The organism is Streptomyces sp. NPDC086519 (genome assembly GCF_040686075.1).
Classification (GTDB): domain Bacteria; phylum Actinomycetota; class Actinomycetes; order Streptomycetales; family Streptomycetaceae; genus Streptomyces; species Streptomyces shenzhenensis.
Genome location: NZ_JBFBJL010000061.1, coordinates 1 through 17,509 on the forward strand (window position 1 = coordinate 1; position 17,509 = coordinate 17,509).

Annotated in this window: 12 protein-coding genes; 4 read left to right on the plus strand and 8 right to left on the minus strand. The window is 70.0% G+C overall.

Going from position 1 to position 17,509, the window contains the following annotated elements; all coding sequences use genetic code 11:
- Positions 1-108: 108 nt before the first annotated feature.
- The 7 genes from AB0P24_RS37915 to dxr all read right to left on the minus strand — a co-directional run bounded on the left by AB0P24_RS37915 (position 109) and on the right by dxr (position 9,710).
- Positions 109-1,815 carry a proline--tRNA ligase gene (locus tag AB0P24_RS37915; protein WP_365802185.1) on the minus strand — a complete coding sequence of 569 codons (1,707 nt, stop codon included), beginning with the start codon at positions 1,813-1,815 and terminating at the stop codon, positions 109-111.
- An 88-nt stretch (positions 1,816-1,903) separates the two neighbouring features.
- Positions 1,904-2,434 (minus strand): GNAT family N-acetyltransferase, encoded by a 531-nt coding sequence (locus tag AB0P24_RS37920; protein ID WP_365802187.1) that lies wholly within the window; start codon positions 2,432-2,434, stop codon positions 1,904-1,906.
- Positions 2,435-2,579: 145 nt separating this feature from the next.
- A complete protein-coding gene (locus tag AB0P24_RS37925) occupies positions 2,580-3,428 on the minus strand; it encodes a GNAT family N-acetyltransferase (protein ID WP_365802189.1) in 849 nt (282 codons plus the stop codon).
- 253 nt (positions 3,429-3,681) lie between these two features.
- Positions 3,682-4,839 (minus strand): flavodoxin-dependent (E)-4-hydroxy-3-methylbut-2-enyl-diphosphate synthase, encoded by a 1,158-nt coding sequence (gene ispG, locus AB0P24_RS37930; protein WP_181806674.1) that lies wholly within the window; start codon positions 4,837-4,839, stop codon positions 3,682-3,684.
- Between the two features lie 208 nt (positions 4,840-5,047).
- Complete coding sequence (locus tag AB0P24_RS37935) at positions 5,048-6,958, minus strand: recombinase family protein (protein WP_365802191.1); 1,911 nt, start codon at positions 6,956-6,958, stop codon at positions 5,048-5,050.
- Between the two features lie 179 nt (positions 6,959-7,137).
- On the minus strand, positions 7,138-8,430 hold the full coding sequence (locus AB0P24_RS37940) for a site-2 protease family protein (protein WP_365802258.1): 1,293 nt from the start codon (positions 8,428-8,430) through the stop codon (positions 7,138-7,140).
- A gap of 8 nt (positions 8,431-8,438) precedes the next feature.
- Positions 8,439-9,710, minus strand: coding sequence for a 1-deoxy-D-xylulose-5-phosphate reductoisomerase (gene dxr / locus AB0P24_RS37945; RefSeq protein ID WP_365802193.1), 1,272 nt, complete (start codon positions 9,708-9,710; stop codon positions 8,439-8,441).
- 190 nt (positions 9,711-9,900) lie between these two features.
- Between dxr and AB0P24_RS37950 the strand changes: the two genes are divergently transcribed.
- Positions 9,901-10,359 (plus strand): lamin tail domain-containing protein, encoded by a 459-nt coding sequence (locus tag AB0P24_RS37950; protein WP_365802195.1) that lies wholly within the window; start codon positions 9,901-9,903, stop codon positions 10,357-10,359.
- A gap of 33 nt (positions 10,360-10,392) precedes the next feature.
- Here AB0P24_RS37950 and AB0P24_RS37955 read toward each other — a convergent pair whose 3' ends face one another.
- Positions 10,393-12,327: an acyl-CoA dehydrogenase family protein gene (locus tag AB0P24_RS37955; protein ID WP_365802197.1), complete on the minus strand. Its 1,935-nt coding sequence runs from the start codon at positions 12,325-12,327 to the stop codon at positions 10,393-10,395.
- 724 nt (positions 12,328-13,051) lie between these two features.
- Here AB0P24_RS37955 and AB0P24_RS37960 point away from each other — a divergent pair.
- The 3 genes from AB0P24_RS37960 to AB0P24_RS37970 all read left to right on the plus strand — a co-directional run bounded on the left by AB0P24_RS37960 (position 13,052) and on the right by AB0P24_RS37970 (position 17,503).
- A complete protein-coding gene (locus tag AB0P24_RS37960) occupies positions 13,052-14,065 on the plus strand; it encodes a LacI family DNA-binding transcriptional regulator (RefSeq protein WP_365802199.1) in 1,014 nt (337 codons plus the stop codon).
- A gap of 64 nt (positions 14,066-14,129) precedes the next feature.
- Positions 14,130-16,190, plus strand: coding sequence for a TIM-barrel domain-containing protein (locus AB0P24_RS37965; RefSeq protein WP_365802201.1), 2,061 nt, complete (start codon positions 14,130-14,132; stop codon positions 16,188-16,190).
- Between the two features lie 125 nt (positions 16,191-16,315).
- The gene (locus AB0P24_RS37970) at positions 16,316-17,503 is read left to right on the plus strand and encodes a sulfotransferase (protein ID WP_365802203.1); all 1,188 of its coding nucleotides are present in this window, start codon (positions 16,316-16,318) and stop codon (positions 17,501-17,503) included.
- The last annotated feature ends 6 nt before the right edge of the window (positions 17,504-17,509 follow it).

Consider the following 17,509-nt stretch of genomic DNA (forward strand, 5'->3'; position numbering starts at 1 on the left):
ACCGATCACCCCCCCCACATCGCCACCACAGTTCGGTTATTGAGTGACGGGAGTACTTTGGTTTGATATGCGGATGTGTCCCGGGCGGCCGCCGCGGCGGGACTCGGGTCAGTTCGCGGTCAGGCGGGCGATCGCCTCGTCCACCGTGAGCTCCTCGCGCTCGCCGGTCTTGCGGTCCTTGAGCTCCAGGACGCCCTCGGCGGAGCGGCGGCCCGCGACCAGGATCTGCGGTACGCCGATGAGCTCGGCGTCCGTGAACTTCACACCCGGGGAGACCCCGGCCCGGTCGTCGACCAGGACGCGCAGCCCGGCCGCCCGCAGCTTCTCCGAGACGTCCAGGGCGAGTTCGGTCTGCACGGCCTTGCCGGCCGCGACGACGTGCACATCGGCCGGGGCGACCTCACGCGACCAGACCAGGCCGTGCTCGTCGGCGGTCTGCTCGGCGAGGGCGGCGACGGCGCGGGAGACGCCGATGCCGTAGGAGCCCATCGTCACACGGACCGGCTTGCCGTTCTGGCCGAGGACGTCCAGCTTGAGGGCGTTGGTGTACTTCTGGCCCAGCTGGAAGATGTGCCCGATCTCGATGGCGCGGTCCAGCTTCAGGCCGGTGCCGCACTTCGGGCAGGGGTCGCCGTCCTGCACGACGACGACGTCGACGAACTCGTCCACCTCGAAGTCGCGGCCGGACACCACGTTCTTGGCGTGCGTGCCCGCCTTGTTGGCGCCGGTGATCCAGGCGGTGCCGGGGGCCACGCGCGGGTCGGCGACGTACTTCACCTTCTCGCCGAGACCCTGCGGGCCGACGTAGCCGCGGACCAGGTCGGGACGGCCCGCGAAGTCCGCCTCGGTGACCAGCTCGACGCCGGCCGGGGCGAAGTGCTCCTCGACCTTGCCCATGTCGACCTCGCGGTCACCCGGCACACCGATGGCCACGATCTCGCCGTCGACCTTCACCAGCAGGTTCTTCAGCGTGTCGGAGGCCTGGACGCCGAGATACGCGGCGAGGGTCTCGATGGTCGGCGTGTCCGGGGTCGGGATCTCTTCGAGAGCGGGCACACCGGACGCGTCCACCGGCTTCAGCTCGTACGCGACCGCCTCGGTGTTGGCCGCGAAGTCGCAGTTCGGGCAGTCGGCGAAGGTGTCCTCGCCGGCCTCGGCCGGGGCCAGGAACTCCTCCGACTTCGAGCCGCCCATGGCACCGGCGGTGGCGGCGACGATGCGGTAGTCGAGACCGAGGCGCTCGAAGATCCGCTGGTAGGCCGCGCGGTGCAGGGCGTACGACTTCGCCAGACCCTCGTCGTCCAGGTCGAAGGAGTACGAGTCCTTCATCAGGAACTCACGGCCGCGCAGGATGCCGGCGCGCGGACGGGCCTCGTCCCGGTACTTGTTCTGGATCTGGTAGAGGATGACCGGCAGGTCCTTGTAGGAGGACGCCTGGTCCTTCACCAGCAGGGTGAAGATCTCCTCGTGGGTCGGGCCGAGCAGGTAGTCGCCGCCCTTGCGGTCCTGGAGACGGAACAGCTCGGCGCCGTACTCCTCCCAGCGGCCGGTCGCCTCGTACGGCTCCCGGGGCAGGAGGGCCGGGAGCAGCACCTCCTGGGCGCCGACCGCGTCCATCTCCTCGCGGACGATCCGCTCGATGTTGGACAGCACTTTCAGGCCCAGCGGCAGCCAGGACCAGATCCCGGCCGCCGTACGGCGGACGTACCCGGCGCGGACGAGGAGCTTGTGGCTGAGGACCTCGGCGTCCGCCGGGTCGTCACGCAGCGTCTTCGCCATCAACTGGGACATGCGTTGGACCGGTGCGTTCGCCATGGTTCTCGTACTCCTGCCGGAAAAGGTTGATGGCTAGGAGGTTAGCCGGGCTCGCTGTGCCGGTGGAAATCCGTTACCGGCGACGGGGTCACTTGCGGCGCAGCGGCAGGGGGGCGCCCATCACGGCGTACGGCTTGGGGGCGCTGGGGAAATACACCTTGCGGGCCAGGTCGACGTAGCCGAGGGAGTGGTAGAGGCCGCGGGCCGGGCTGTCGGTGTCGATCGCGGAGAGGATGGAGCGGGGCTCGGTGGCGTCGTCGGTGATGAGCGTGATCAGCCGGCGGCCGATGCCGCGGTTCTGGTGGCGGGGGTGCACGTGCAGTTCGGTGATGACGAAGGAGTCGTCGAGCCAGTCGGCGTTGCCCTGCGCGCGGAGGTAGGGCTCCACGACGGTGGACCACCAGTGGGTGCGGCTGTTCGGCATGCCGTAGACGAACCCCACGAGCCGGCCTTCGGCCGTGGCACCGAGGGCCCTCGCCCCGGGGTACTGCATGTGGCGGAGGACGATCTGGCGGCGGACCGCCACCTCGTCGGGGCCCAGGCCGAAGGCGATCGCTTGGACTGCCAGGGCCTCGTCCACATGGGTGGGGAGGTCCAGGGGGCCGATCACGAGGTCCATGGGGGGAGGGTACAGGGGCGGAGCGTCGCCGTCCGGGTGCGGGTGGGCCGGGGCTGGTCGCGCGCACGCGGCGGCAGCCGCATGTCGATACAGACCCGCGCCCCTTCGGGCGCGTTTCCCCTGGCGCCCTGCCAGAGAGGAACCGTCAGAACAGGACGCTCATGAACGCTCCGACCTCCTGGAAGCCCACCCTCAGATACGTCCTTCGCGCCGCCGTGTTGAAGTCGTTGACGTAGAGACTGACGACCGGGGCCACGTCGGCCAGGGCGTAGCGCAGCACCGCCGCCATTCCGGGGGCCGCCAGGCCCATGCCCCGGTACTCGGGGGCGACCCACACGCCCTGGATCTGGCAGGCCTCGGCCGTCGCCGCGCCGATCTCCGCCTTGAAGACGACCCTGCCGTTGTCGTCGAGCCGTGCGAACGAGCGGCCGGAGCCGACGAGTTCGGCGACCCTCGCCTGGTAGAGGAGGCCGCCGTCGCCGGCCAGCGGGGAGACGCCCACCTCCTCCGTGAACATCGCCACGCACGCCGGCATGATCGCCTCCATCTCGTCCTTGCGGATGCGGCGGACGTAGGGATCCGGGGCGATGTCGGCGGGCATCCGGTCGGTGACCATCAGGGGCTGGTGGCGGCGCACCTCGCGGGCGGGGCCCCAGTGCGGCTCCAGGAGGCGCCAGAGCTGGGCGGTGGCCTCGGCGGGGCCGACGATCGAGGAGCAGCGGCGGCCGGCCCGGCGGGCCCGGTCGGCGAAGGCGCGGATCGCGCGCGGGGTGGCGCAGATCGGGACCAGGTTGGCGCCGGCGTAGCAGAGGGACGTGAGCATGCCGTCCTCGTACCAGCCCCACATCTCGCCGCCGAGGCGCCAGGGGTCGAGGCCGGCCACCTGGACACGTGAGGTCACGAAGGCGTTCGCGACCGGCTCGCGGTCGAGTACCGCGAGCGCGGCGTCCAGGTCACTCGGTTCGAGCACCCGTGAGGTGGTCTGCGTCAACACGTGCGGGGCCTCACGCTGATGGGTTCTGCTGATCTCCGCACTGTACCTGCGGAAGCTTGGCCGCGCCGCCCCGTATGCAGTGAAGCGACCGTGAGCTGGGGTTCCGTAACGAGTCAGCCCCTCCGGCGTCCGAGGAGCGGGATCCAGGGGCGGCGGAGCCCCTGGGCGGGGGTGTCAGGGGCGGAGCCTCGTGAGGACGGGACGGGTGGGGGCGGCGGGGGCGCGGAAACCCGGCCGCCGCCCGAGGACGGTCTCAGCCCGCCACCGACACCGACGGCTCTCCCGACTCCGTGCCCGCCGCCTCCATCTGCTCGGCCAGCTTCATGGCCTCTTCGATGAGGGTCTCGACGATCTTGGACTCGGGGACCGTCTTGATGACCTCGCCCTTGACGAAGATCTGGCCCTTGCCGTTTCCGGAGGCGACGCCGAGGTCGGCCTCGCGGGCCTCGCCGGGGCCGTTCACCACGCAGCCCATGACGGCGACGCGCAGCGGCACCTCCATGCCCGTGAGGCCGGCGGTGACCTCTTCGGCGAGCTTGTAGACGTCGACCTGGGCACGGCCGCAGGACGGGCAGGAGACGATCTCCAGGCCGCGCTGCTTGAGGTTGAGGGACTCCAGGATCTGATTGCCGACCTTGACCTCCTCGACCGGAGGCGCGGAGAGGGAGACCCGGATCGTGTCGCCGATGCCCTGGGAGAGCAGGGCGCCGAAGGCGACGGCCGACTTGATCGTGCCCTGGAAGGCCGGGCCCGCCTCGGTCACGCCGAGGTGGAGGGGGTAGTCGCACTGGGCGGCGAGTTGCCGGTACGCCTCGATCATCACGACCGGGTCGTTGTGCTTGACGGAGATCTTGATGTCCCGGAAGTCGTGCTCCTCGAAGAGGGACGCCTCCCACAGGGCCGACTCGACCAGGGCCTCGGGGGTCGCCTTGCCGTACTTCTGCAACAGCCGGCGGTCCAGGGAACCGGCGTTGACACCGATGCGGATCGGGGTGCCGTGGTCCTTGGCGGCCGCGGCGATCTCCTTGACCTTGTCGTCGAACTGCTTGATGTTGCCGGGGTTGACGCGGACGGCGGCGCAGCCGGCCTCGATCGCGGCGAAGACGTACTTCGGCTGGAAGTGGATGTCCGCGATGACCGGGATCTGGGACTTCTTGGCGATGGTCGCCAGCGCGTCGGCGTCGTCCTGGGTGGGACAGGCGACCCGGACGATCTGGCAGCCGGAGGCCGTGAGCTCGGCGATCTGCTGGAGGGTCGCGCCGACGTCGGACGTACGGGTCGTGGTCATCGACTGGACCGAGACCGGGGCGTCACCGCCGACCGCCACGGAGCCGACCTGGATCTGCCGGCTTTTCCGGCGCTCGGCGAGCTTGGTCGGAACGGACGGCATGCCGAGAGAAATCGCAGTCATCTGCTGTGCAACCCCAAGTCGTGGATCTAGGTCCAGGCCCCGTCGTGAGCGGGTTCCAGGCTCCGAGATTACGGCACGGGGCTGAACGTAAGCACACGGCGGCACGACCATCCGTCCAATGGTGTCGCTGACAGCGGCGCCGGGCATGGCGGGCGCTCCAGAGGACATGATCTCTGGTTGAACGCCATGCCCAGCCCGCGTTGGGCTGTCAGCAGAGAGCTTCCGTGTCCAGGCCTGTGCGGATGGCCAGCGCGGGGGCCGCCTCATAGCCCAGGACCGGCGTGCCCTTGCCCTCCTCGTCGAGGAGCTTGACGATGTCCGGCCACACTCCATCGGCCAACCAGGTTCGTTGCCTCCACCGCACCTTCTCACGGTTGCCGAATCGCTCCGGAAGGTCACGCCACAGAATTCCGGTACGCAGACGGTGCAGCATCCCCGTGAGGGCTGCTTTCAGATCCAGCGGTGACCGAAAATGGTGCGCCCCGTACTTGGAACGGAGCAACTCCTCGATGCGGGCCCACCGACTGTCCGTGGGATCAGGGGGAACGGGTGTCCCCGTGCGCTCATGCCACTGCATCGTCAAGCACCTCGTCCCCTTCCGGTACCGGAACTCCGGGTCCGCGATGTCGACACGCACCTTGAGTGACTCCATCAGGCGACGTTGCTCGGAGGACGAAAGGGACCGGATGTCCGGAGCGGCCACTCCCAGAGCAGCTGTAAGCCGGGCGTCCCTGCCGTCTCGATCCTCCAGCTCCGCCAGCCAGTCCCGCGCATGGGCCAGGATCCGTTCGAAGACGTCCTTCTCCACTTCGAGCTGCCGCATCGCAGCGGCGATGACACGGCTGTGCGGTGCCTGGCACCGCAATTCGTCGAGTTCCTCCGCGCACTGCGCAACGAGCCATTCCAGCGACGTCACCCTCTCAAGGTGCCGGATCAGCTGCGTGTGTGCCTGGGCGGATGCCGGCAGTATCGGCCGACTGTGCAGTGGCATCGATGCCAGCAGGACATTCACGTGCCGCGCCACCTCTTCCTCGGCGTGACCGGCGTGCAGAAAGAGGCAGCCGCAGTGGGCAGCGGCGTTCAACCCCGAACAGCGATACGTCCGTACCCCGTCGTTGCTCCGGAAGCAACCGACGTAAGGCCGCCCGCATGGCCCATGGATTCGCCCGGTGAGCGGGTACTCCCCCAAGGGATTCCTGCGCGGCCGGGTCAGCTCGGCCAGCGCTCGCTGAAAGGCGTGGATCCTCTCTGCCGGCAGAATCGCAGGCAAGGGGATCACCACGCTCTCACCGTGCAGGGGGCGTCCGTCGTTGCCGAGCCGGGTGCAATGGCCGCCCCACTGCTGATCAGGACGCCGAAAGACGGCCTCTCCGAGAAACGCCGCGCTCTGCAACCGTCGGTGAAGGTTCACCACTGTCCAGCGCTTTCCGCTTCGAGTGGGAATCCCGCGTCCGTTCAGTTCCTCGGCGACGTCCGCCAGGGTGCGGCCGCCCTCGATCACAAGATCGGCCAGGAGCCGCACCACAGCTGCTTCAGCCGGATCGACTTCGAGAGCCGACCCGAAAGCGCCCTTCCCGCTGATTGTGTAGCCATAGGGGGCCGGGCCACCCGGCCAGCCGCCGTCAAGTGCCTTGAGCTGCCGACCCGCCTGGGTACGGGCGACGATTCGGCGGTAGTCCGCCTCCACTGCCTGCGCCAGCCGGTCGATGGTGAGCCATCTTTCAAGGCCGGCTTCCCTCAAAGACTCGACGCAGCACTCGACCCGAGCCCCGGCGTCTTCGATCTGCCAGATGCAGCGCCAGACGGCGGACTCCGTTCGTCCCAGACGGTCGAGGCGGTGAACCAGAACGACACCCACCCGGCCTTCGCCGATTTCCACGAGCAGTTCGTCGAGCCCAGGTCGCGAATCTGTCGAGCCCGATTCGCCGAGGTCTTCCCAACACCCCGCAAGCCGCCACGTCGACCGCTGCTCCACGAACATCCGAATGGCTTCGGCCTGAGCCGGAATCCCGTACCGCCCCCTTTGCTCCGCAGTCGAGACCCGCATGTAAGCGGCGACAGCGAGGGGCTCGGCGTCTCCGCCCTTGTCTTCTGCGCACGGCGCAGTACCTTGCTGCATGTCAGTCCCTTCGAGACTGGCCAGACCCCAGGGTGTTGGCGCACCGCTGGGGTCACCCATGAACAACAAGAACGTACGAAGTTCGCACTTACATCATGGGTGTAATTCGGGCCCTTCACTCGTGTGGGCTACACGAATGAAGGGCCCGAATTACATCCATGACAAGAAATGTCTTTTTCTCAGCTGATCTTGACCGGGTTAACTACATCCGCGACCAGGACCAAGAGGGTAAAGCAAACAAAGATCCCGGCCACCACATAAGCCACCGGCATCAGCTTCGCCACGTCGAACGGGCCGGGGTCCGGGCGGCGCAGCGCCTTCGCCAGGTTCCGGCGCAGCGACTCCCACAGGGCGCCCGCGATGTGGCCGCCGTCCAGCGGCAGCAGCGGGAGCATGTTGAAGAGGAACAGGGAGAGGTTGAAGCCGGCCACCAGCATCAGTGCCATGGCCAGCTGCTCGGTGGGCGGGATGTCCAGGGTGAAGATCTCGCCGCCGACGCGCGCCGCGCCGACCACGCCCATCGGGGAGTCCGGCTGGCGGGGGGCGCCGTCGAAGGCCGCGTTCCACAGGGCCGGGATCTTGCCGGGAAGACTGGCGATGGAGTCGACGGCCTCGCCGAGGCGGTCGCCCATCCAGGTCACCGAGTCGCCGAAGTCCTGGCGGACGATGCCGGTGGCGGCGCTGAAGCCGAGGAAGCCGGCGGTGACGTACTGGCCCGCGACGATCTGGCCGCTGGAGTCCTTCTTGGCGACCTGGTTGGTGGCGATCCTCGCGTGCAGGGTGACGTCCTGGCCCTTGCGGTCGACGACGATCGCGACCTCCTTGCCGGGGGTGGACCGGATCAGGTCGGAGAGCTGGTTCCAGCTGGTGGTCCGCACCCCGTTGAAGGAGAGGATCTTGTCGCCGGCCTTGAGGCCCGCGGCGGCGGCCGGGGAGGCGGCGTCGGTCTTCTTGCAGGTGTCGCGGTTCTCGCTCTGCGCGATCACGCACTGGGAGACCGAGCTGACCGTGGTGGTCTGCTGGCTGATGCCGAAGCCCATCAGGACCGTGAGGAACAGCGCCACCGCCAGGATCAGGTTCATGAACGGGCCCGCGAACATCACGATCACGCGCTTCCAGGGGGCGCGCGTGTAGAAGAGGCGGGTCTCGTCGCCGGGCTGGAGCTCCTCGAAGGCCGCCGAGCGGGCGTCCTCGATCATGCTGCGCCAGGGGGAGGTGGAGCGGGCGCTGATCCGGCCGTCGGCACCCGGCGGGAACATGCCGATCATGCGGATGTAGCCGCCCAGCGGGACGGCCTTGATGCCGTACTCCGTGTCGCCCTTGTGCCGCGACCAGATGGTCGGGCCGAAGCCGACCATGTACTGCGGGACCCGGATGCCGAAGAGCTTGGCGGTGGACAGATGCCCCAGTTCGTGCCAGGCGATCGAGACCAGCAGGCCCACCACGAAGACGACTATGCCGAGGATCATCATCAGGGCTGTCATGCACGCGCCTCCGCGGTCGCCATCTGCGCTGTCAGTTCCCGGGCCCGGACTCGTGCCCAGGTCTCCGCTTCGAGTACGTCCGGCACGGTGAGCGAAGTTCCCGTACGGGGGGTGCCGTGCTCCTCGACCACCCGGGTCACGGTCTCCATGATGCCGTTGAAGGGCAGCAGACCGGCCCGGAAGGCCTCGACGCACTCCTCGTTGGCCGCATTGAACACCGCCGGCGCGGTGCCCGCGAGCTCACCGACGTGCCGGGCCAGGTTCACGGACGGGAAGGCCTCGTTGTCCAGCGGGAAGAACTCCCAGGTGGACGCCGTGCTCCAGTCGAAGGCGGGCGCCGCGTCCGGGACCCGTTCGGGCCAGCCGAGACCGATGGCGATCGGCCCCCGCATGTCGGGGGGCGTCGCCTGCGCGATCGTGGATCCGTCCGTGAACTCGACCATCGAGTGGACATACGACTGCGGGTGCACGACCACCTCAATGCGGTCGAAGGGAATGTCGTAGAGGAGGTGCGCCTCGATGACTTCCAGCCCCTTGTTGACCAGGGTCGCGGAGTTGATCGTGATGACCGGTCCCATCGCCCAGGTGGGGTGGGCGAGCGCTTCCTCGACGGTCACCCGGGCAAGGTCGGTCCTGGTGCGGCCCCGGAAGGGCCCCCCGGAGGCGGTGACGACCAGTTTGCGGACGTCGGCCCGGGTCCCCGCCGCCAGCGACTGGAAGAGCGCCGCGTGCTCCGAGTCCACCGGGATGATCTGGCCGGGCTTGGCCAGCGCCTTGACCAGCGGGCCGCCGACGATCAGCGACTCCTTGTTGGCGAGCGCGAGGGTGCGGCCCGCCTCCAGGGCGGCGAGGGTGGGCGCGAGGCCGATGGAGCCGGTGACGCCGTTGAGCACGGTGTGGCAGTCGGAGGCGGCGACGTGTGCGGCCGCGTCGGGTCCGGCGAGGATCTCGGGGAGCGGTTCGCCGGGGCCGTACAGCGCCGTGAGCGCCTCGCGCAGCGCCGGTACGACGTCCTCGCGGGCGACCGCGACGGCGCGCACCCGCAGCCGGTGCGCCTGCTCGGCGAGGAGGGCGATCCGGCCGCCATGGGCGGACAGGGCGGTGACCCGGAAGCGGTCGGGGTTGCGCAGGACGAGGTCGATGGCCTGGGTGCCGATCGATCCGGTGGAGCCGAGGATCACCACGTCCTTCGGGCCGTCGCCCACGAGCGGGTCGTACACGAGGTGCGGGTCGGCGAGGGGTGCCGGACTGGCGGGACTGTCGGTCATCCCCCCATTGTGGCCGCATCCGGCGGGCGGGAGGACAGCGCGTCCCGCACGCGCGTGCCTTATCAGTCCTTGGTGTCGTATGGAGCGGAATTCCCTTTGTCGGGATCGCGTGAAGATCGTGTGATAACACTTCTGTCGGGCCGGCGGGGATGACCGGCCCGACCGGAAGACATCCTGGGGGGATCTCTCCATGCGTACTTCGCGCATACGCGCCGCCCTGCCCGCGCTCGCGGGCGCCGCACTGCTCACCGGCACCGTGCTCAGCACTCCGGCCCAGGCGGCCGGCGGCGTGACCATCTACCACGTCTGGTTCGACAGCCCGGGCAGTGACAACCGCTCCAACGCCAGCCTCAACGCCGAGTGGGTGCAGATCAAGAACACCGGCGGCTCGGCCGTCTCGCTGGGGGGCTGGGTCCTGAAGGACGCCTCCAACCACCGCTACGTCTTCAAGAACGTCAAGATCGGCGCCCACAAGACGATGAAGGTGCACACCGGCCGGGGCACGGACACCGCGTCGGACAAGTTCCAGAACCGCCGTGCCTACGTGTGGAACAACACCAGCGACACGGCGACGCTGACCAGGGCGAGTGGCGCCAAGGTCGACTCCTGTTCCTGGACGACGCGGGATCCGAGCGACAAGTACTGCTGAATCACTGCTCCAGCGGCCTCACCCTGGACGGCCTCACCCGAAGGGGCGGCGGACGTTCTCCCGCTGGGACGGCCCGGGGGTCGCGTCGGCGATCCACGGGCCGTCGCCCGACGGGTCGACGATCCCCCGCTCCAGCCATGCGAAGGAACCGCCGAGCACGCCCTTGACGACCTTGCGGTCCAGGTCGTCGGTGTTCGACCACAGGCGGTTGAACAGCTCGTCGACGCGGATGCGGGCCTGCCGGCAGAACGCGTCGGCGAGCAGGTAGGCCTCACGGCCGTGGTCGCCCTGGCGGCGCAGCAGTTCGGCGCGCACGCAGGCCGCGCTCATCGCGAACAGTTCGGCGCCGATGTCCACGACCCGGCCCAGGAAGCCCTGCTTGGTCTCCATCCGGCCCTGCCAGCGGGACATGGCGTAGAAGGTGGAACGGGCCAGTTTGCGGGCGTGGCGCTCCACGTAGCGCAGGTGCGGGGCGAGGTCCACGCCGTGCTTGAAGTCGCCGTACGAGGTGGGGAGCTGGCCCGGTCCCGCGACCAGCTTCGGCAGCCACCTGGCGTAGAAGACGCCCGCGTTCGCGCCCGCCCTCGCCTTGTCCTGGAGTGACTTGTCGGGGTCGATGAGGTCGCCGGCGACCGAGAGGTGGGCGTCGACGGCCTCGCGGGCGATCAGCAGGTGCATGATCTCCGTGGAGCCCTCGAAGATGCGGTTGATGCGCAGGTCGCGCAGGAGCTGCTCGGCGGGGACGGCGCGTTCGCCGCGGGCCTTCAGCGACTCCGCCGTCTCGAAGCCGCGGCCGCCGCGGATCTGGACCAGCTCGTCGGCCATCAGGCAGGCCATCTCGGAGCCGTAGAGCTTGGCGAGGGCGGCCTCGATGCGGATGTCGTTGCGGTTCTCGTCGGCCATCTGGGAGGACAGGTCGACGACCGCCTCCAGGGCGAAGGTGGTCGCCGCGATGAAGCTGATCTTGGAGCCGACCGCCTCGTGCAGCGCGACCGGCTTGCCCCACTGCTCGCGGACCGCCGACCACTCGCGGGCGATCTTCAGACACCACTTGCCGGCGCCCACGCACATCGCGGGGAGCGAGAGCCGTCCGGTGTTGAGCGTGGTGAGGGCGATCTTCAGGCCCGCGCCCTCGGCGCCGATGCGGTTGGCCGCCGGGACCCGGACCTGGTGGAAGCGCGTGACGCCGTTCTCGATGCCGCGCAGGCCCATGAAGGCGTTGCGGTTCTCGACGGTGACGCCCGGGGAGTCCGCCTCGACGACGAAGGCCGTGATACCGCCCTTGTGGTCCTCCGTCCTGGGCACGCGGGCCATGACGACCAGGAGGTCGGCGACCACGCCGTTGGTGGTCCACAGCTTCACTCCGTCGAGGACGTAGTCGTCCCCGTCCGGTACGGCGGTGGTGGCCAGGCGCGCCGGGTCCGAGCCGACGTCCGGCTCGGTGAGCAGGAACGCCGAGATGTCGGTGCGGGCGCAGCGCGGCAGGAAGGTGTCCTTCTGCTGCTGGGTGCCGAAGATCTTCAGCGGCTGCGGCACGCCGATCGACTGGTGGGCGGAGAGCAGCGCGCCGACCGCCGGGTTCGCGGAGCCGACCAGGGAGAGGGCCCGGTTGTAGTAGACCTGGGTGAGGCCGAGGCCGCCGTACTTGGTGTCGATCTTCATGCCGAGGGCGCCGAGCTCCTTGAGGCCGGCGATCACCTCGTCGGGGATGCGTGCCTCGCGCTCGATGAGCGCGGAGTCGATCTTCGTCTCGCAGAACTCGCGCAGCCGCGCCAGGAACTCCTCGCCGCGCTGCACGTCCTCGTCCGCGGGGAGCGGATGCGGGTGGATGAGGTCGAGCCGGAAGCGTCCGAGGAACAGTTCCTTGGCGAAGCTGGGCTTGCGCCAGTCCTGTTCCCGGGCGGCCTCCGCCACCTGGCGGGCCTCCCGCTCGGTGACGGTGGGTTTCTTGGTGGTGGGGGCGGACATTAAGGCTCACCTCGCCACAAAAGGGGTTGTTGAGGACCGTTCGTTACCGACCAGTGCTACTGGATCGTTGGTACCCGAAACGGGCCGCCCCCACCAGCCCTCGCGGTCCGATCGGCTGACGGGCCGACGGTCCCGACGCGTCTGTCAGCCGATGCTGACGGGGTACGACGCGGTGTCCCAGCCGGCCCGAACACCTGAAAACCTCGACTGCCGGACCCGATGCCGGAGAGGCACCTGCCACTGCTCGCCCGGCTCACCGGCGCCTGCGCCTGCGCCTGCGCCTGCGCCTGCGCCATGCCGATACCCTCGGCGGCGAGGCCCTGAAGGGGTGGGACCTCAGGACCTCGGCGCCGGACTCGATGCCGGAGCGGTGCCTGCCGTCGCCCACCCGGCCCACGGGCCTGCGCCACGGCGGCCCCCGCGGCGGCGGGTGCGACCGCGGCGGCCGGCCGTGTCTTCGCCGTCTTCGACCGGCGTGGTCTGCGGTGTTGCATGAAGGGGTCCTTCCGGGGGACGGTTCGGGGTACGACCCCTGTGACGGCCGTACGACCTCTTCGTGGCCGCCGCCCCTCCGGAGTGCCGAGCGCGCCTCATCAATTCGTTGTCGAAGCGCTTCGACAGCCTATGGACACCCACCCGCACTGAAGCTACTGTCGAACCACCCTCACTCGCCCTTGTCAGCAACGCGCACTGTCGAAGCGCTTCACAAAGCTTGGAGAGCTGGATGGTCACCCTCGCCGAGGTCGCCCAGCACGCCGGAGTCTCGGCGAGCACGGTGAGCTATGTCCTCAGCGGCAAGCGGTCCATCTCCACCACCACCCGGCAGCGGGTCGAGCAGAGCATCCGCGAGCTGGGCTACCACCCGAACGCGGGCGCCCGCGCCCTGGCCAGCAGCCGGTCGAACATCATCGCGCTGATGATCCCGCTGCGTACGGACATGTACGTGCCGGTGATGATGGAGATCGCGATCGCGGTGGCCACCACGGCCCGCCTGCACGGCTACGACGTCCTGCTGCTCACCGGCGAGGAGGGCCCGGACGCGGTACGCCGGGTCACCGGCAGCGGACTCGCCGACGCCATGATCCTGATGGACGTGGAACTGGAGGACGAGCGGCTGCCGCTGCTGAGGCAGACCGACCAGCCCTCCGTGCTCATCGGCCTGCCCGCCTCCACCTCCGGGCTGACCTGTGTCGATCTCGACTTCGGGGCGACCGGCGCGCTGTGCGTGGAGCACCTCGCGAAACTCGGCCACCGTGACATCGCTGTCATCGGCGAGGCCCCGGCCGTCTACGAGCGGCACACCGGCTTCGCCGAGCGCACGTTGGACGGTCTCCGGTCCCGGGCCCGGGAGCTGGGCCTCAGGGTGCTGCACCGGCCGTGCGAGGGCGGGTACGACGCGATGACCGCCACGCTGGCCCGGATCTTCGACGAGCGACCCGGTACCACGGGCTTCGTCGTCCAGAACGAGTCCGCGGTGGAGCCGCTGCTCGCGCTGCTGCGCCAGCAGGGCCGGGCCGTGCCCGAGGACGTGTCCGTGGTCGCGATCTGCCCGGACCAGGTCGCCGTCCAGGCCTCGGTACGGCTGACCTCGGTCGCCATCCCCGCCCAGGAGATGGGCCGGTACGCCGTGGAGCACCTGGTCGCCAAGCTGGACGGCCGGGGCAGTGACGAAGTCGTGCTGATCGCACCCGAGCTGACGGTACGGGCGAGTACGGGACCGGCGCCGGCCGGGTCCTGACCCTTTCGCAGTGCCCCGTCCCCCGGGGCACCCCTCTGTCTGCACTCCTCCAGGAGCACGTGACATGAATCAGCCTGCCGAAATCCAGTCCGCGGAGAGCCGGCCCAAGGTCAGCCTCGCGCAGTCCTCCCCCACCGTCGGCACGTTCCGCGAGCGGGACGGCGCCCTGGAGTGGAGCGGCCGTCAGGAGACGCTGCGCATCGAGCCGTGGGGTCCGGACGCGGTCCGGGTGCGTGCCCGGCTCGGCGGACCGGTCCTCGACGGTCTGCCCGGCGCCCTGCTCGACGACCGCCCGGCCGCCGAGTCGACGGTCAAGATCAGTGACGGCGAAGGCCAGTTGACGGTGGGGGCCCTCACCGTCGAGGTGAACGGCGAGGGCCTGGTCCGGTTCCTGCGCACCGACGACCGCTCGGAGGTCCTGGCCGAGGAGCGCGCCCACTTCTGGTGGCCCGGCCCGCGCCTGTACACCGCGGTCGGCAACGGCTACCACCGCCTGGAGCAGCGGTTCGCCGCCTACGAGGGCGAGAAGCTGTTCGGCCTCGGCCAGCACCAGCACGGGCGCCTCGACCAGAAGGGCCTGGTCCTGGACCTGGTCCAGCGCAACGCCGAGGTCTCGATCCCGGTCCTGGTCTCCAGCCGCGGCTACACGCTGCTCTGGAACAACCCGGCGATCGGCCGCGTCGAGCTGGCCGGCAACGGCACCCGCTGGGTGGCCGACTCGGCCCGCCAGCTCGACTACTGGATCACGGTGGGCACCCCGGCCGACGGGCAGCGCAACTACACCGCGGTGAGCGGCCGTACGCCGATGCTGCCGCAGTGGGCGGCGGGCTTCTGGCAGTGCAAGCTGCGCTACCGCACCCAGGACGAACTCCTCGCCGTGGCCCGGGAGTACAAGCGCCGGGGCCTGCCCATCTCGGCGATCGTGTGCGACTTCTTCCACTGGACCCACCTGGGCGAGTGGAAGTTCGACCCCAAGGAGTGGCCGGACCCGGCCGCGATGGTCCGCGAACTGGACGAGCTGGGCATCAGGCTGGTGGTGAGCGTCTGGCCGTCGGTCTCCCCGCTGAGCGAGAACCACCCGGTGATGGAGCAGCGCGGCTACTTCATCGGCACCCAGTACGGCCCGACGGCGCACGCCGACTGGCCGGACAAGGAGGTGGCGTCGACCGTCCAGGTGGCGTTCTACGACGCCACCAACCCGGACGCCCGCCAGTTCGTGTGGTCGAAGGTCAAGGAGAACTACCTGGAGCCCTACGGCATCACGGCCTTCTGGCTGGACGCCTGCGAGCCCGAGCTGAAGCCGGGCTTCCAGGAGAACCTGCGCTACTGGACGGGCCCCGGCCTGGAGGTCGGCAACAGCTACCCCGCCGAGAACGCCCGGACCTTCTACGAGGGCCTGCGGGCCGAGGGCGAGGAGGTCCTGACCCTCAACCGCTCGGCGTGGGCGGGCAGTCAGCGCTACGGCGCCGCGCTGTGGTCCGGTGACATCGGCACCGACTTCGCGACCCTGCGCCACCAGATCGCGGCCGGCCTCAACACCGCCCTGTCCGGTATCCCCTGGTGGAACACCGACATCGGCGGCTTCCACGGCGGCGACCCGGACGACCCGGCCTACCGCGAGGTGATGGTCCGCTGGTTCCAGTTCGGCGCGCTCTCCCCGCTGATGCGCCTGCACGGCTTCCGCGACCCGGGCATGCCGCTGGGCCCCGACATGACGGGCGGCCCGAACGAGGTGTGGTCGTACGGCCCGGAGGCCGGCGCGATCCTGGAGAAGTACCTGCGGCTGCGCGAGCGCCTGAAGCCGTACGTCCTCGACGTCATGCGGGAGGCCCACGAGGACGGTCTGCCGGTGCTGCGGCCGCTGTTCCTGGAGTTCCCGGAGGACCAGGCCGCCTGGGCGGTCGACGACGCCTACCTCTTCGGCCGTGACCTCCTGGTGGCACCGGTGCTGACGGCGGGCGCGACGGCCCGGACGACGTATCTGCCGGCGGGCGCCCGCTGGACGGACGCGTGGACGGGCGAGTCGTACCCGGGCGGTACGGCGGTGACGGTGGACGCGCCGCTGGACCGTATCCCGCTGTTCCTGCGGGACGACGCGAAGCTGCCGGTGGCGGAGCAGGAGTAGCCCGGCCGGATCACGACCCCTCTCGTTACCGGCCGGTAAATGTCTCAACTCGGCGGTGTGGGCGGATGGTTGGAGGGGGTAGGCAGTATCGCCTCCACTGTCCCCCCACGAAGGGTTCCGCTGCCGTGCCCATGGACCCGTTGCCCCTCACGCTCGCCAACCTGCTCCTGCGCCCCGGCTTCCGGGCCCGCCGCACTCCGGACCGGGCCTTCGACCGGCTGCTCGACGCCGCCGGGCCGGCGGCGGGCGACGAGCGGTTCACCGACGACTTCCGTCACCTGCTGCGCTGTTGGGCGGCGGCGGAGCATCTCACCCCGGTCGGCTGGCTCTCCGCGCGCGGACACGTCGGCCGGCATCTCGCCAACCGGGCCCGGATCCGCCGGCTGCTCGCCGAGCACCCCGAGATCGAGCGCGAGCCCGTCGAGAGACCGGTGTTCGTGGTGGGCCTGCCCCGCACCGCCACCACGCTCACCCACGGCATCCTCTCCCTCTCCGCGGACCACCGCTGCCCGCTGCTCTGGGAGTTGCTCACCCCGGACCTCGGACTCGCGCCCGAGGAACGGGAGAAGGCGATCACGACCGCCCGCCGTCTGGTCGGCGGCATCAACCTCTTCTCGCCGCGCTTCCGGCACATCCACAACCTGCGCCCCGAGGGCCCGGAGGAGTGCACCTTCGCGCTGCCGCACACGGTGATGCCGCTGTCCCAGGCGGTGATCCCCGAGTACCTGCCCTGGCACGAGAGCCATGACTTCGGCGCCGACTACCGCTACCTCAAGCAGATCTACCAGGTGCTCCAGTACGGCCGCCCGCGCCGCCGCTGGGTGCTGAAGTCACCGCTGCACCTGGAGAACCTGGACGCGCTGCGCGCGGTCTTCCCGGACGCCACCATCGTGTGGACGCACCGCGATCCGGCCACCGCCGTGGCCTCGTTCTGCAGCCTGGTCGAGCACGGCATGGCGGTGAACACCCGCCCCCTGGACCTGCACTGGATCGGCGCCACCTGGCTGGAGCTGCTGGCCCGCTCGGCCCGCCGCGGTCTCGCGGCCCGCACCGGCATCCCCCGCGAGTCACTCGTCGACGTTCCCTACTCTTGGCTGGGCGCCGACCCGGCCGCGGGCGCCCCGAAGCTCTACGCGGCCGTCGGCGCCCGCTGGACCGAGGCCGACGCGGCCCGCCTCCCGGCCGTCACCGCCCGCCCCAGGGGAACCCGCACCCACAGCTACGACCTGGCCCGCTACGGCCTGACCCGCGCGGACGTCGAGGCGGCCTTCGCGGACTACAACGCGCTGCGCGCCGAGGTCGACCGGGCATGACCGCGA